Source organism: Variovorax sp. OAS795, assembly GCF_040546685.1.
Lineage (GTDB): Bacteria > Pseudomonadota > Gammaproteobacteria > Burkholderiales > Burkholderiaceae_C > Variovorax.
Genome location: NZ_JBEPOH010000001.1, coordinates 816668 through 830541, shown reverse-complemented (window position 1 = coordinate 830541; position 13874 = coordinate 816668). Strand labels below are relative to the sequence as shown.

Here is a 13874-nt window from a genome sequence, read left to right as displayed (position 1 = left end):
CCGAGGGGGCGCAGGCCTCCCTTGGGGCGGCCCGGCGGGAGGCCTCATGAGCAAGAACGGCCCCCTCGCCCTCGCGTTCAACGCGCTCGTCATCACCTTCATGCTGGCGCCGCTGGTGGTGGTGTGCATCGTCGCGTTCACGCCCGAGAACACGCTGACGATCCCGACCACGCACTTCTCGCTGCGCTGGTTCGAGGCGGTGTTCGCACACCCCGACTTCATGCAGTCGTTCTGGAACAGCCTGTGGCTCGCGCTGGCTTCGGCCACCATCGCCACGCTGATCGCCGTGCCGGCCGGCATGGCGATCACGCGCTACGCCTTTCCGGGGCGCGACTTCCTCAACGGCCTGTTTCTCTCGCCGCTGATCATTCCGCACCTGGTGCTGGGCGTGGCCTTGCTGCGGCTCTTTGCACTGGTCGGCGGCACGGGCAGCTTCGGCTGGCTGGTGATGGCGCACGCGCTGATCGTCACGCCCTACACGCTGCGCCTGGTGGTGGCCGCGCTGGTGGGCTTCGACCGCAGCGCCGAGCAGGCCGCGCTCTCGCTGGGCGCGAGCCAGGCCACCATGTTCCGGCGCATCACGCTGCCGATGATCCTGCCGGGCGTCACCGGCGGCTGGCTGCTGGCCTTCATCAACAGTTTCGACGAAGTGACCATGTCGATCTTCGTCACCTCGCCCAGCACGGTGACGCTGCCGGTGCGCATGTACATGTATGCCACCGAGTCGATCGATCCGCTGATGGCGGCGGTGTCGGCGCTGATGGTGGCGGTGACGGCCATTGCGATGGTGGTGCTCGACCGCGTCTACGGCCTGGACCGCGTGCTGGTGGGACGCCGATAGATGAGCCTGCCGACCCTACAACCGCTGCTGCACCGCGTGGCCGAGACCGGCCGCGCCGCGGTGCCGTTCACGCTCGACGGCGAACCCGCGTCCGCGCTCGCGGGCGACACGGTGCTCACCGCCGTGCTCACGCAGGCCGCGCAGCTGCGCCGGAACGAATTCAGCGGTGCGCCGCGCGCGGGCTTCTGCATGATGGGCGCCTGCCAGGATTGCTGGATTTCCACCGAGCAAGGCGAGCGCCTGCGTGCCTGCTCCACCTTCATCGCGCCGGGCATGGCGCTGGTCACGGGAAGGAGCGGCGCATGACGGCTTCTTCTGCCTTGCAGCCGGTGATCGTCGGCGCAGGTCCGGCCGGCGTACGAGCCGCCGAGGCGCTGGTGGCGCACGGCCTGCGGCCCCTCGTGATCGACGAAGCATCCCGCGCCGGCGGCCAGGTCTACCGGCGGCCGCCCGCGACCCTGGCCGAGCGCAGCGCAGAGGCGCTCTACGGCTTCGAGGCCCGCCGTGCCGATGCGGTGCATGCCGCCTTCGACGCGATGCAGGGCCGCATCGACTACCGCCCCGACAGCCTGGTGTGGAACGCGCAAGGCGGACGGCTCGACGTGCTGCACGGTCCCACGCGCAGCACCGCCAGCGTGCCCTACGGCCAACTGATCGTCGCCACCGGCGCCACCGACCGCGTGCTGCCGGTGCCGGGCTGGACATTGCCCGGCGTCTACACGCTGGGCGGCGCGCAGGTGGCGCTCAAGTTCCAGGGCTGCGCCATCGGCGAGCGCGTGGTGTTCATGGGCACCGGCCCCCTGCTCTACCTGGTGGCCTACCAGTACGCCAAGGCCGGCGCAAAGGTCGCCGCGGTGCTCGACACGGCGCGGCTCGCGGACCAGCTGGCCGCCACGCCCGCGATGCTGCGGGAGCCCGCGGTGTTCGCGAAGGGCGTGTACTACGTGGCCTGGCTGCGCGCGCACGGCGTGGCGCTGCACAGCGGCGTGCGGCCGCTGCGCGTGCTCGGCGATGCACAAGAGCGCCGCGTGGCCGGCGTGGCCTGGCATGACGGCCGCGAAGCGCGCACGCTGGCCTGCGATGCCGTCGGCTTCGGCTATGCCCTGCGCTCCGAAACGCAGCTGGCCGACCTGCTCGGCTGCCGCTTCGAGTTCGCGCCGCTGCACCGCGCGCACCTGCCGGTGCGCGATGCGGCCGGCCGCTCCAGCGTCGAGGGCGTGTACCTCGCGGGCGACGGCGCCGGCATCATGGGCGCCGATGCGGCCGAGTGGGCCGGCGAGCGCGCCGCGCTCGCGCTGCTCGCGGACCATGGCGTCGCCGTCGATGCATCGCGCGCAGCAATGCTCGAGCGCAAGCTGCACAAGCTCTCGGCTTTTCGCCAAGGCCTGGAGCGCGCCTTCCCGGTGCCGCACGACTGGGCGGCGCATGCGCCCGACGAACTCGTGGTCTGCCGCTGCGAGAACATCACCGCAGGCACGCTGCGCCAGAGCGTTGCGGACGCCGGCACCGACGAAATGAACCGCCTGAAAGCGCTCTCGCGCGTGGGCATGGGCCGCTGCCAGGGCCGCATGTGCGGCATGGCCGCGGCCGAGATCCTGGCGCACGCCACCGGCCTTCCGTTGCAGCAGGTGGGCCGGCTGCGCGGCCAGGCGCCGATCAAGCCGATTCCGATCCACCTGGCCGCTGCGCCGTCGCCGCTGCGCGAAGGAGCCGGCGAATGACGCAGCGCAAGACATTGCACACCGATGTTGCGATCGTCGGCGGCGGCATCGTCGGCGCATCGGCCGCGCTGGCCCTGCGCGGAATGGGCATCGGCGTCGTGCTGCTGGAGCGCGACCTGTGCGGCTCGCGTTCGAGCGGCGTGAACTACGGCGGCGTGCGGCGCCAGGGCCGCCCGATCCACCAGTTGCCCCTGGCGCAACGCGCGCACCGCATCTGGGGCCGCCTGCGCGAAACCATCGGCACCGACGGCGAGTACCTGCGCTCGGGCCATTTCAAGATCGCGCGCAGCGAAGCCGACATGGCTTCGCTGGAGCGCTACCGCGCGCTGAGCCGCGACTTCGATCTCGGGCTCGAGCTGATCTCGGATGCCCGCCTGCGCGAGCGCTGCCCCTGGCTTGGCGCGCGCGCGGTCGGCGGCTCGCTGTGCGCGGAAGACGGCCAGGCCAATCCGCGGCTGGTGTCGCCGGCCTTCGCGCTGGCGGCACAGCGCGCGGGCGCGCAGATCTTCGAGCGCTGCAAGGTCGACGAGGTGGCGCACGACGGCACCCGCTTCATGCTGCGCTCGGGCAATGCGCTCGAAGTGCATGCGCCGGCGCTACTCAACTGCGCGGGCGCATGGGCCGGGTCGATTGCCACGGCGTTCGGCGAAGCGGTGCCGCTGCACTCGGGCCATCCGGCAATGGCCGTGACCGAGCCGCTGCCCTTCTTCATGGACTGGAGCCTGGGCGTGGAAGGCGGCGGCATCTACTGCCGCCAGGTGGCGCGCGGCAACCTCGTGCTGGGCGGCGGCGGCGCGGGCGTCGCGCTCGACGACGACCGCGCGCGCTCCGACCGCGACGCGATCGCATCGCTCTCGGCGCAGGCCGTGGAGCTTCTGCCCGCGCTGCGCCATGCGCATTTCATCCGGACCTGGAGCGGCACCGAAGGCTACCTGCCCGACCGCCAGCCGGTGCTCGGGCCGAGCCGCACCACGCCCGGCCTCTTCCATGGCTTCGGCTTTTCGGGTGCGGGCTTCCAGGTCGGCCCCGCCGCCGGCGAAGTGCTGGCCGAACTCGTGCGCGACGGCCGCAGCACCACGCCCATCGACAACTTCTCGATCGAACGCTTCACCCCCACCCCACCCTGAAAGGAAGACACCATGTCCCGTTTCCAGAAGACCTTTTTCTTCTCTCTTCGCCGGACCGTGCTCGGTGCGGCGGCGGTGGCCGCGCTCGCGGCCGGCGGCGCGGCGAGCGCGCAGACCAAGACGCTCTACATCGGCATGAACGGCGGCACCATGGAGAAGGCGTACTCGCAGTACGTGTTCCCGGCCTTCGAGAAGCTGTACGGCGCCAAGGTGGTGGTGGTGCCGGGCACCTCGTCCGACATCCTCGCGAAGGCGCAGGCCAACAAGGACCGTCCGCAGATGCACGTCATGTTCCTGGACGACGGCATCATGGTTCGCGCCATCGGCATGGGCCTGTGCCAGAAGCAGCGGCCCAATCCGTCGCTGGCCGAGATCTATCCGGCCGCGCGCTTCAAGGACGACATGGCCAGCGGCGTGAGCCTGGGCATGACGGGCCTGGCCTACAACGCCAAGATGTTCAAGGAAAAGGGCTGGGCCCCGCCCACGTCGTGGATGGACCTGGCCGACCCCAAGTACAAGGGCAAGGTGGTGTTCCAGTCGATGTCTTCATCGTCGTTTGGGCTGCACGGCTTCCTGATGTTCAACCGCATCCAGGGCGGCAACGACAAGAACGTGGAACCGGGCTTCAAGGCCTGGCCCACCACCGTCGGTCCGAACGTGCTCGAGTACATCCCGAGCTCGGCCAAGCTGTCGGAAATGGTGCAGACCGGCGAAGCCGCGCTCTTCCCGCTGACGCCCACGGCCGTGGCCGCGCTCAAGACCAAGGGCATCCCGGTGGAATACGCGCCGCCGAAGGAAGGCGCGGTGGTGCTGATGGTGGGCCAGTGCGTGATTGCGAACAACAGCGAGCCCGAGCTGTCGCAAAAGCTCGCCGAGTTCCTGCTGAGCCCGCTGGCCCAGGCGAATGTGCTTCAGTACGGCGCGCAGATCCCCACCAACCCCAAGGCCCCCGCCGTGGGTGACGGTGTGCAGCAGGTGGCCGACATCAACAAGTGGATGAAGACTGCGGTCACCATCGACTGGGACAGCATCAATGCGAACCGTCCTGCTTGGAATGCCCGCTGGAACAAGACGATCGAAAAATAGGCTCGCCCCCAGTCTGCGCGCACTTCGTGTCGCTTCGCCAACCCCCTACCGGGGGCGATGCCAGCGGCCCGGCAGAGCCGGTTCCGCGGCATCCCACGAAAAGGCAGGAGGCTCCACCTCAGCGGTTCTCTTCCAGAATCCACCCCGCAGCCTTCTCGGCCATCATCAACGTCGGGCTGTTCGTGTTGCCGCTCGTGATCGTGGGCATCGCACCCGCGTCGACCACGCGCAATCCCTGCACACCGCGCACCCGCAGCTTCGAATCGAGCACCGCCATCGGGTCGCCATCGGCACCCATCTTCGTCGTGCCGACCGGATGGAAGATGGTGGTCGCGATGTCGCCGGCCAGGCGCGCGAGGTCTTCATCGCTCTGGTACTGCACGCCCGGCTTCCATTCCTCGGGCTTGTACTTGGCGAGCGCGGGCTGCGAGGCGATGCGTCGCGTCACGCGCAGCGAATCGGCCGCGACCTTCCGGTCTTCATCGGTGCTCAGGTAGTTGGGCGCAATCGCGGGCGCATCCTGGAAGCGCGGGCTCCTGATGCGCACGGTGCCGCGGCTTGTGGGATTGAGGTTGCATACGCTCGCGGTAAAGGCAGGGAAACTGTGCAGCGGCTCGCCGAAGGCATCGAGCGACAGCGGCTGCACGTGGTACTCGAGGTTGGGCCATTCGTGCTCGGGCGAGCTGCGCGTGAACGCGCCGAGCTGCGACGGCGCCATGCTCATCGGCCCGCTGCGCTTCATCAGGTATTCGAGTCCGATCTTCGCCTTGCCGTACATCGACGAAGCCAGCACGTTGAGCGTGGGCGCGCCATTGATCTTGTAGACCGCGCGGATCTGCAGGTGGTCCTGCAGGTTGGCGCCGACGCCGGGCGCGTCGAGCACCACCTCGATGCCGTGCTGGCGCAACAGCTCCGCCGGGCCAATACCCGACAGCTGCAGGATCTGCGGCGAGCCGATGCTGCCGGCGCACAGCACCACCTCGCGCGTGGCGTGCGCGGTCACCATCTGCTGGCCGTCCCACACCTGCACGCCGGTGCAGCGCCGGCTGCCGTCGGGCTGCGTCTCGACAATCAGCTTCGTGACGTGCGCGTTGACCCACATCTCGAAATTGGGCCGGCCGTAGCAGACCGGCCGAAGGAACGCCTTGGCGGTGTTCCAGCGCCAGCCGTTCTTCTGGTTGACCTGGAAATAGCCGACGCCTTCGTTGCTGCCGCGGTTGAAGTCGGTGCTGTGCGGCACGCCGGCCTCGACGGCGGCCTCGGCGAAGGCATCGAGGATGTCCCAGCGCAGGCGCTGCTTCTCGACCCGCCATTCGCCGCCGGAACCGTGCAGCTCGTCGGCGCCGAGGTAGTAGTCCTCGTGCTTCTTGAAGTCGGGCAGCACCTTGTCCCAGCGCCAGTCGTCGTCCCCCGTGAGCCGGGCCCACTGGTCGTAGTCGCGCGACTGGCCGCGCATGTAGATCATGCCGTTGATGCTGGAGCAGCCGCCCAGCGTCTTGCCGCGGGGGTAGCGCAAGGTGCGCCCGTTGAGCCCGGCGTCGGGCTCGGTGCTGTAGAGCCAGTCGGTGCGCGGATTGCCGATGCAGTAGAGATAACCGACCGGGATGTGGATCCAGTGGTAGTCGTCCTTGCGGCCGGCCTCGATCAGCAGCGTGCGCTGCTGCGATTTGCGGGTCAGCCGGTTGCACATCAGCGCGCCGGCCGTGCCGCCGCCGATGACGATGTAGTCGAATGTGTTGTCGTCGCTCATGGCGCCTGCTTGTCTCCGGATGGGTGAACGATATTTTCGATGCTCATGGGCCTTGCCCGGCCTCTGCAGGCAGTTTCGCCCAGGCCCCGGGCAAAAAGCCAATGATTTCGGCGCCGCTGGCGTATAAACCGCACTTATATGACTGCCGCTGCCCCGGACCTCCAGATCCTCCGCGCCTTCGTGCTCGCGGCGCGCGAAGGCAGCGTCTCGCGTGCGGCCGAGCGGCTGCACCTGACCCAGCCGGCCGTGAGCCTCCAGCTCAAGCGCCTGGCCGAGGAAACCGGGCTCCAGCTCTTCACCCGCACGCCGCACGGGCTGGCCCTCACGGCCGATGGCGCCGCGCTGCTGCCGCAGGCCGAGCGCGTGCTCTCTGCGGTGGGCGACCTGCAGCAGGCCGCACGCAACCTGCAGGGCACCGTGCGCGGGGCGCTGCGCATCGGCACCATCCTCGACCCGGCGTTCACCCGCCTGGGCGTGTTCCTGCGCGAACTGGTGGAGTCGGCCCCGCAGATCGAGACCGAACTGCGCCACGGCATGAGCGGCACGGTGCTGGCGCAGGTGCTGCGGGGCGAGCTCGACGTCGGCTTTCACCTTGATGCCGATGCCGATGCCGATGCCGACGGCAGCCGCGATGCCGCCGCCCCGACGCCGCTCGCGGCACGCACGCTCACGCGCTTCACCTACCGGGTGGTCGCGCCGGCGGGCTGGGGGCCCCAGGTGCTGGGCCGCGACTGGAAGGCGCTGGCCGCGTTGCCGTGGCTGGCCACGCCGCCAGAGTCGGCGCACCACCGGCTGCTGGACAAGGTGTTCGGCCCGCTCGGGCTCTCGCCGCGCCGGGTGGCGCTGGTGGACCAGGAAGCCTCGATGCTCGACCTGCTGAAATCCGGTGTGGGCCTGAGCCTCCTGCGCGATTCGATCGCCATCCGCGAGAGCCAGTCGCACGGCCTCGTGATGGCCGACCGCGTGCAGCTCGATTGCGCGCTGCGTTTCGTCTCGCTGGCGGCGCGGCGCAACGAGCCGGTCATCGCCAGCGCATGGAACGCGCTGGCGCGGGCCTGGCACTGACCGCGGGACGGCCGGATATGTGCCACCGGACGGCGTTCCGCCCTACGCAAAGCGGCGCCGCAACGCACGAGGCAAGCCGAATCACCCGGTTACGATGCGCCCTTCGAGACCGCCTCTTTTTTCTTACCTCGCCCTGCCTCGCCACATCATGTCCCTAGCAACTTCGACTGCCGCCGCACCCGCCGCCGGCAGCGTGTTGCCGCGCGTCGAAGAGCGCGATCAGGACGGCCGCCGCTGGACCGTGGCAAGCGGCCGATGGACCACGCTGGCCATGTCCTCGCGCGCCTCGTGGCAGTCGCTCGCCAAGGACCTGGCCGCGGCGCCGCCGGCCGACGACCGCGCCTGGGACCTGCGCCCCATCGAGCAGCTCGACCACATCGGCGCACAGCTGCTGTGGGAGCACTGGCGCCACGACTGGCCGGCCACGCTGGAGATGTCGCCGCAGCACAAGGCGGTGCTCGACCAGGTCGCGCTGTACACCGTGGGAACACCCGACGAGCCGCCGCCCACGCTGGCCGAGCGGGTGAAGCATTTCTCGCACACCGGATCGCGCGCGCTGGAGGTGATGCGCGATTTTGTCGGTTTGATCGGCCAACTCGCGCTCGATGCCTGCACGCTCGTGCGGGCGCCGCACCGCGCGCCCTGGCGCGATTTCTCGGGGCACCTCTACCAGTTCGGCGCCACGGCGCTGCACATCACGGCGCTGGTCGGCCTGCTGATCGGCGTGGTGCTGGCCTACCTGATCTCGCAGCAGCTGCGCCAGTACGGCGCCGAGGCCTTCGTGGTCAACATCCTGGGGCTGTCGCTGATCCGCGAGCTCGGGCCGGTGCTGGCCGCGGTGCTGATCGCGGGACGCTCGGGCTCGGCCATCACGGCGCAGATCGGCGTCATGCGCGTGACCGAAGAGCTCGACGCCATGCGCGTGATGGGCATTCCGCACGGCTTCAGGCTCGTGATGCCGCGCGTGATGGCGCTGGCCATCGCCATGCCGCTGATCAGCCTCTGGACCTCGATGGCGGCGCTGGTGGGCGGCATGCTGGCGGCCGATGCCGCGCTCGACATTTCGCCGGCCTATTTCCTGTCGGCGCTGCCGCGCGCCGTCCCGATCGCGAACCTCTGGCTCGCGCTGGCGAAGTCGGCGGTGTTCGGCATCCTGATCGCGCTGATCGGCTGCTACTTCGGCATGAAGGTGAAGCCCAACACCGAGAGCCTGGGCCGCGGCACCACCTCGTCGGTCGTGACCTCCATCACCGCGGTGATCCTGGTCGATGCGCTGTTCGCAGTGCTGTTCAAGGGCGTGGGGTTCCGGGCATGACCACCCCCGTCGTCGACATCAGCAGGCTCTGGACGGTGTTCAAGAACGCCGATGGCGAGCACGTGGTGCACCGCGAGCTCGACCTGCGCATCGAGCGCGGCGAGGTGCTGTCGCTGGTCGGCGGCTCGGGCACCGGCAAGACGGTGCTGCTGCGCCAGATCCTCGGCCTGGAGAAGCCTTCGAAGGGCACGGTCGAGGTGCTGGGCCAGGCGCCCGGCGAGCTCAGCGCCCAGGGCGCGGCCAACGTGGGCATGCTGTTCCAGCACGGCGCGCTGTTCTCGGCCTTCAGCGTGCTCGAGAACATCGCCTTCCCGCTGCGCGAGCTCAAGCTGCTGCCCGACGAGCTGATCCGCAACGCCGCCCTGGTCAAGCTGCAGATGGTGGGCCTGGAGCCGCGGCACGCCAACATGAGCCCGGCGGACCTGTCGGGCGGCATGATCAAGCGCGTGGCGCTGGCACGCGCGCTCATCATGGACCCGCCGCTCTTGCTGCTGGACGAACCCACCGCGGGCCTGGACCCCGAGGCCTCCGACAGTTTCTGCGACCTGCTGCGCGGCCTGCACCGCGAACTGGGACTGACGGTGGTGATGGTCACGCACGACCTGGACACCCTGTTCGACCTGAGCACCCGCATCGCGGTGCTGGCCGACCACAAGGTCATCACCAGCGGCTCGGCGCGCGAGGTCATCGCGTATCCGCATCCGTTCATCCACGAATACTTTCTGGGAGGGCGCGGCCAGCGTGCCCTGGAGGCCCTGCATGACAAACCCGCCGAAGCCCCGCCGCCGTCCGTCGGCGCGGCCCACTGAAAGGTAGCCACACCATGGAAAACAAAGCCCATGCCATCGCCGCCGGCGCCTTCGTGCTCGGCCTCATCGCCGCACTCGTGGGCCTGGTGATCTGGTTCACGCGCGACAACACCGTGCGCAACATCTACGAGCTCTCCACCCGCGACGCGGTCAGCGGCCTGCAGCCGCAGGCCATGGTGCGCTACCGCGGCATCGCGGTCGGCAAGGTGGCCTCGATCGACTTCGATCCCAAGGTGAAAGGCAATGTGCGCGTGCGCATCACGGTCGACGAGCGCGTGCCGCTCACCACCTCGAGCTTTGCCACGCTGAGCTACCAGGGCGTGACCGGGCTGGCCTTCATCGCGCTGGACGACAAGGGCGAATCGAACGTCGCGCTCAAGCCCAACAACGACGATCCGCCGCGGATTCCGCTCAAGCCCTCGATGCTGGCGCAATTGCAGGACCGCGGCGAAGCCATCATCAACCAGGTGGAAGAAGTGACCCGGCGCGCCAACACCCTGCTGGGCGACGCCAACCAGAAACGCGCGGCCGACGCGCTCGAGAACATCGCGGCCGCCTCGGCCAGTGCCAACGTCCTCATCAAGCAGCTCGACAACACCGTGAAGACCGGCGTGAACCCCGCGCTGGCGGCGCTGCCCGGCACGATGACGTCGGTGAAGAAGGCGGCCGGCGACGTCTCGCGCGTGGCCAACAACTTCAACACCACCGTGAACCGGCTGAATGCGCCGGACGGACCGGTCCAGCGGCTCAGCGACGGCACCAAGTCGCTGGCGCAGGCGGTCGATTCGTTCAACTCGGCCACGCTGCCGCGTGTGAACCGCGTGGCCGACGACACCTCGCGCGCGGTGCGCCGCCTCGGCCGCGCCGCCGACGGCATCAACGACAACCCGCAATCGCTGCTGTTCGGCAACGGCGGCACCGCCGCCGGCCCCGGCGAGCCCGGCTTCTCCGCGCCGCCGGCCGCCGATTCCCTGGCACGCCCCTGAAGGTGATGACGACCATGAAGAACAACGCCACCCCCACCCTCGCGCGGGCCGCCGCCTGCCTGGGCATCGGCCTTGCGCTGCTGCTCGCCGGCTGCGGCGCGCTGCCCGACAAGCCGGCGCGCGCCACGCTGTACGACTTCGGTCCCGGAATCGCCGCCTCGGCCGCCGCCGGCCAGCCGCCCGCGGCGGCATTGCCCACGCTCGCGCTGGCCGAGATCGAGAGCAACACGCGGCTGGATGGCACGCAGATCCTCTACCGCCTCGGCTATGCCGATGCCAACGAACTGCGTCCCTACGGGCAGTCGCGCTGGAGCCTGCCGCCGGCGCAGCTGCTGCGCCAGCGGCTGCGCGACGCGCTGGCCGAGCGGCGCACCGTGCTGGCCCCGGAAGAGAGCGCGACCATCGCGCGCACCGAAGGGCGGGTGCCCGACACCCTGCGCATCTCGCTCGACGAGTTCAGCCACTACTTCGAATCGGCCGGCAGCAGCGTCGGCCTGGTCCGCCTGCGCGCCACGCTGATCCGCGGCGGCGCCGGCGGCGACCGCGTGCTGGGCCAGCGCACCTTCACCGTGCGCCGTCCGGCGCCGAGCGCCGACGCGCCCGGCGGCGTCAAGGCACTGGCCGCCGCCACCGATGCGGCCGTGTCCGACGTCGTGCAATGGGTGGACCAGCAGGCGCGGCCGTAGCCCGGCCTGGCACCAACAACCAGATTTTCATCACCGGAGGAGACCCCACCATGAACGCAACACGCATCATCGGCATCCTGCTCGTCGTCGGAGGCATTGCGGGGCTCGGGCTCGGCGGCTTCAGCTTCACCAAGGAAACGCACCAGGCCAAGCTCGGCCCGCTGGAGTTCTCGGTGAAGGAGAAGCAACAGGTCAACTTCCCCGCCTGGGCCAGCGTGGCCGCCATCGTGGTGGGCGGTGCGCTGGTGCTGCTGGGCGGCAAGAAGGGCTGAAGACGAAGGCGACTCAGCCGCCATCCGGTTCGACGGCGCCCAGCTTCTGCCGCACCGACTGCAGCATTCGTTCACCGAGCGCGAGCTGGCCTTGCGTGGAGATGTGGGTGTCGTTGGGATAGTAGAAGTCGCGCAAGCGGGCCTTCTGCGCCTGGGCGAAGGCAAAGAGGTCCGGGCCCAGGTCCCTGCGCACGAACTCCGTCACGAAGGCCTGCGAGTGCGCGGGCGCCAGGTAGGCGGTCCATTTGTTCGGCACCACCATCCACAGGATCGGCAAAGGGCTCTGCGCGCGATTGAAGGCGTGCATCTGCGCCGCATGCCCGGGCGTCATCTCGCCGAGATCGAGGTCGCCGGCCAGGAACAGCGCGCTGTTGCAATGGCGGTGGGAGAAGCGCTTGCAGCCGTCCTCTACAGGCCGGGCGACCGCCTGCGAATCGCATTCGCTGTCGACGCGCCCTGCAACGGCCGCACGGGTGCAGCGCGCGGTGAGCCAGCCGGAGATCAACTGCGCATCCCAATTGAGGGCGAAGGCGGGAACCTGCTCGGACGGCCGTGCCCGCTGCGCCGCCGGGGCGCTCAGCGGCTTGTCCATGCGCTCGCACGCCTGCATGTGGCCCATTCGGATCGCCACGAAACGCTCGACCGATTCCACGATGACCAGCTTGCCGCGAAATCCCGGGCCGACCAGCCAGCGGCCGAAATCGCCGCACAGGCGCTCGTCGAGGCTGTCCCAGAACACCGTGGCCACGCCGTAACCCGCCCTCTGGAGGCGGGACTGCCAGACATGGGTGGCCGAGAAGCTGTCGCCGATCACGAGGATGTCGGCCTCCGCCACGGGCACGCCTTCGAGCTCCGCAGGCGCCACGTGGGGCTGGGCGTCGCGCCAGCCGAAGTCGTGGTCCGAGATGCGGCCGATGCGGGCGAGGTCTCCGTAGGGAATGGGCGTGAGCAAAGTCTGGAGCAGCAGGCCGGCGATGACGACGAATCCCGCGAGGAAGATCGACAACCAGAGACTTGCGGGCGTCACCTGCCCTCGCTCGGAGGGGCGTGCGCAAGGCACGCCGCCGGGTGCGGACATGATGGTTCTCCCTGAAGATGGCCCCTGGTGCCGGGGCTTTCCGGCCGATTGTGGAAAGGCCCACCAGGAAAACAACCGCAGGAATCAATCTCGCAACCATTGCGCTGCGCACAGCGTGACGGAGTGCGCTCAGTCGGGGTTTGGCTTCGGCCGCGGTCTTCGGAACGCGGCGGCCAGGGTCACGGACCCGGTGCTGCCGAAGCGCTTCTGCCGCCCGGCGTGGCGCCCAGCCGCCCCGACACCGTGCCCGCGCAGGCCTTGAGCGCGCGCGCGATGTCGCCGTCCCAGGCGGTGTCGAAGATGGCCGCCGGGCCGATGGCCGTGACCGACAGCACGATCGCGCCCGTGTGGTCGAACACCGGCGCGGCCATGGCGCTCACGCCTTCGATCACCTCGCCTTCGGAGCGGCTGATGCCGTGCACCCGCACTTCCTGCAGCTGGCGCTCGAACTCGCTCCACGACGGCAGCGGCGGTTGCGGGGGCATGCCGGCCTCGGGCACCGCTTCGCCGGCCTTGCGCTGCTTCTCTCGCAGGCGCTCGGCGTCCAGCAGTTGCCTGACCGTGTCGGGAGCAAGGTAGGCCGCGAAGATGCGGCCCGAGGCCGTGTTGGTGAGCGAGAACACCGTGCCGTGCCGCATGTTCACGTGCACCGGCGAGGGCGATTCGGCCGTGCGCACGATGGTGGCGCCCCGCGCGCCCCAGACCGCCAGCGCCACCGTGTGGCCGAGGCTCTGCGCCACTTCGGCGATGAGCGGCGTGGCGATGTGCACCGGGTCGGCCTGCTGCAGGCTGATGAGCCCCAGTTGCAAGGCCAGCGGCCCGAGCAGATAGTGGCCGCTGGCGCGGTCCTGTTCGATCAGGCCGAGCCGCCCGAAGCTCACCATGTAGGGATGGGCCTTGGCGGCGGTCATGTCGGCTTCGCGCGCCAGGTCCTTCAGCGCCATCGGCCGGCCGTGGTGCACCAGCGCGCGCAGCAGCTGGCCGCCCACCTCGATGCTCTGGATGCCGCGCTGGGCGGCGCGGTCGTTGTCACTGGCTGCGGTGCCCGGCCGGATGTCTGGTTGTTCGTTCATGGAGAAGGGATTAGACATTAACTGATCCGAGGTTTACACTCCACGCATTCGTTAACTGCGAATTC

At 69.6% G+C, this 13874-nt stretch carries 14 protein-coding genes; 11 read left to right on the top strand and 3 right to left on the bottom strand.

Features of this window, described 5'->3' with window-relative positions; translation table 11 throughout:
• Positions 1 to 46: 46 nt before the first annotated feature.
• Genes ABID97_RS04045 through ABID97_RS04025 form a run of 5 tightly spaced genes read left to right on the top strand, consistent with a single transcriptional unit; the run spans position 47 to position 4775 of the window.
• A complete protein-coding gene (locus ABID97_RS04045; protein ID WP_354397272.1) occupies positions 47 to 841 on the top strand; it encodes an ABC transporter permease in 795 nt (264 codons plus the stop codon).
• The gene (locus tag ABID97_RS04040; protein ID WP_354397271.1) at positions 842 to 1147 is read left to right on the top strand and encodes a (2Fe-2S)-binding protein; all 306 of its coding nucleotides are present in this window, start codon (positions 842 to 844) and stop codon (positions 1145 to 1147) included. It begins immediately after the preceding gene.
• Positions 1144 to 2562: an FAD/NAD(P)-dependent oxidoreductase gene (locus tag ABID97_RS04035; protein WP_354397270.1), complete on the top strand. Its 1419-nt coding sequence runs from the start codon at positions 1144 to 1146 to the stop codon at positions 2560 to 2562. The genes ABID97_RS04040 and ABID97_RS04035 overlap by 4 nt, the downstream gene beginning before the upstream one ends.
• Complete coding sequence (locus ABID97_RS04030) at positions 2559 to 3689, top strand: NAD(P)/FAD-dependent oxidoreductase (RefSeq protein ID WP_354397269.1); 1131 nt, start codon at positions 2559 to 2561, stop codon at positions 3687 to 3689. Before ABID97_RS04035 ends, ABID97_RS04030 begins: the two co-directional genes overlap by 4 nt.
• Before the next feature lie 12 nt (positions 3690 to 3701).
• Positions 3702 to 4775, top strand: coding sequence for an ABC transporter substrate-binding protein (locus ABID97_RS04025; protein ID WP_354397268.1), 1074 nt, complete (start codon positions 3702 to 3704; stop codon positions 4773 to 4775).
• A 118-nt stretch (positions 4776 to 4893) separates the two neighbouring features.
• On the opposite strand, the gene ABID97_RS04020 is transcribed toward ABID97_RS04025, so the two are convergent.
• Positions 4894 to 6525, bottom strand: a complete 1632-nt coding sequence (locus ABID97_RS04020) for a GMC family oxidoreductase (RefSeq protein ID WP_354397267.1) — start codon at positions 6523 to 6525, stop codon at positions 4894 to 4896.
• Positions 6526 to 6663: 138 nt separating this feature from the next.
• Between ABID97_RS04020 and ABID97_RS04015 the strand changes: the two genes are divergently transcribed.
• From ABID97_RS04015 to ABID97_RS03990, 6 genes are all read left to right on the top strand, one after another.
• Positions 6664 to 7590 carry a LysR family transcriptional regulator gene (locus ABID97_RS04015; RefSeq protein WP_354397266.1) on the top strand — a complete coding sequence of 309 codons (927 nt, stop codon included), beginning with the start codon at positions 6664 to 6666 and terminating at the stop codon, positions 7588 to 7590.
• 148 nt (positions 7591 to 7738) lie between these two features.
• Entirely contained in the window at positions 7739 to 8905 is a 1167-nt protein-coding gene (locus ABID97_RS04010) for an MlaE family ABC transporter permease (protein WP_354397265.1), read from the top strand.
• Positions 8902 to 9714: an ABC transporter ATP-binding protein gene (locus ABID97_RS04005; protein ID WP_354397264.1), complete on the top strand. Its 813-nt coding sequence runs from the start codon at positions 8902 to 8904 to the stop codon at positions 9712 to 9714. Before ABID97_RS04010 ends, ABID97_RS04005 begins: the two co-directional genes overlap by 4 nt.
• Before the next feature lie 14 nt (positions 9715 to 9728).
• Complete coding sequence (locus ABID97_RS04000) at positions 9729 to 10700, top strand: MlaD family protein (protein WP_354397263.1); 972 nt, start codon at positions 9729 to 9731, stop codon at positions 10698 to 10700.
• Between the two features lie 14 nt (positions 10701 to 10714).
• The gene (locus ABID97_RS03995) at positions 10715 to 11386 is read left to right on the top strand and encodes an ABC-type transport auxiliary lipoprotein family protein (RefSeq protein WP_354397262.1); all 672 of its coding nucleotides are present in this window, start codon (positions 10715 to 10717) and stop codon (positions 11384 to 11386) included.
• Positions 11387 to 11436: 50 nt separating this feature from the next.
• On the top strand, positions 11437 to 11658 hold the full coding sequence (locus ABID97_RS03990; RefSeq protein WP_354397261.1) for a hypothetical protein: 222 nt from the start codon (positions 11437 to 11439) through the stop codon (positions 11656 to 11658).
• Positions 11659 to 11671: 13 nt separating this feature from the next.
• On the opposite strand, the gene ABID97_RS03985 is transcribed toward ABID97_RS03990, so the two are convergent.
• A complete protein-coding gene (locus ABID97_RS03985; protein ID WP_354397260.1) occupies positions 11672 to 12736 on the bottom strand; it encodes a hypothetical protein in 1065 nt (354 codons plus the stop codon).
• A 179-nt stretch (positions 12737 to 12915) separates the two neighbouring features.
• The gene (locus ABID97_RS03980) at positions 12916 to 13809 is read right to left on the bottom strand and encodes an IclR family transcriptional regulator (RefSeq protein ID WP_354397259.1); all 894 of its coding nucleotides are present in this window, start codon (positions 13807 to 13809) and stop codon (positions 12916 to 12918) included.
• Between the last annotated feature and the right edge of the window lie 65 nt (positions 13810 to 13874).

What these genes read in the sequence shown, in the direction of transcription:
- ABID97_RS03980 (WP_354397259.1), bottom strand. Translation starts at nt 13,809, where the DNA reads ATGAACGAACAACCAGACATCCGGCCGGGCACCGCAGCCAGTGACAAC.
- ABID97_RS04000 (WP_354397263.1), top strand. Translation starts at nt 9,729, where the DNA reads ATGGAAAACAAAGCCCATGCCATCGCCGCCGGCGCCTTCGTGCTCGGC.
- ABID97_RS04035 (WP_354397270.1), top strand. Translation starts at nt 1,144, where the DNA reads ATGACGGCTTCTTCTGCCTTGCAGCCGGTGATCGTCGGCGCAGGTCCG.
- ABID97_RS04040 (WP_354397271.1), top strand. Translation starts at nt 842, where the DNA reads ATGAGCCTGCCGACCCTACAACCGCTGCTGCACCGCGTGGCCGAGACC.
- ABID97_RS04025 (WP_354397268.1), top strand. Translation starts at nt 3,702, where the DNA reads ATGTCCCGTTTCCAGAAGACCTTTTTCTTCTCTCTTCGCCGGACCGTG.
- ABID97_RS04045 (WP_354397272.1), top strand. Translation starts at nt 47, where the DNA reads ATGAGCAAGAACGGCCCCCTCGCCCTCGCGTTCAACGCGCTCGTCATC.
- ABID97_RS03990 (WP_354397261.1), top strand. Translation starts at nt 11,437, where the DNA reads ATGAACGCAACACGCATCATCGGCATCCTGCTCGTCGTCGGAGGCATT.
- ABID97_RS04015 (WP_354397266.1), top strand. Translation starts at nt 6,664, where the DNA reads ATGACTGCCGCTGCCCCGGACCTCCAGATCCTCCGCGCCTTCGTGCTC.
- ABID97_RS03985 (WP_354397260.1), bottom strand. Translation starts at nt 12,736, where the DNA reads ATGTCCGCACCCGGCGGCGTGCCTTGCGCACGCCCCTCCGAGCGAGGG.
- ABID97_RS04030 (WP_354397269.1), top strand. Translation starts at nt 2,559, where the DNA reads ATGACGCAGCGCAAGACATTGCACACCGATGTTGCGATCGTCGGCGGC.
- ABID97_RS04020 (WP_354397267.1), bottom strand. Translation starts at nt 6,525, where the DNA reads ATGAGCGACGACAACACATTCGACTACATCGTCATCGGCGGCGGCACG.
- ABID97_RS04010 (WP_354397265.1), top strand. Translation starts at nt 7,739, where the DNA reads ATGTCCCTAGCAACTTCGACTGCCGCCGCACCCGCCGCCGGCAGCGTG.
- ABID97_RS03995 (WP_354397262.1), top strand. Translation starts at nt 10,715, where the DNA reads ATGAAGAACAACGCCACCCCCACCCTCGCGCGGGCCGCCGCCTGCCTG.
- ABID97_RS04005 (WP_354397264.1), top strand. Translation starts at nt 8,902, where the DNA reads ATGACCACCCCCGTCGTCGACATCAGCAGGCTCTGGACGGTGTTCAAG.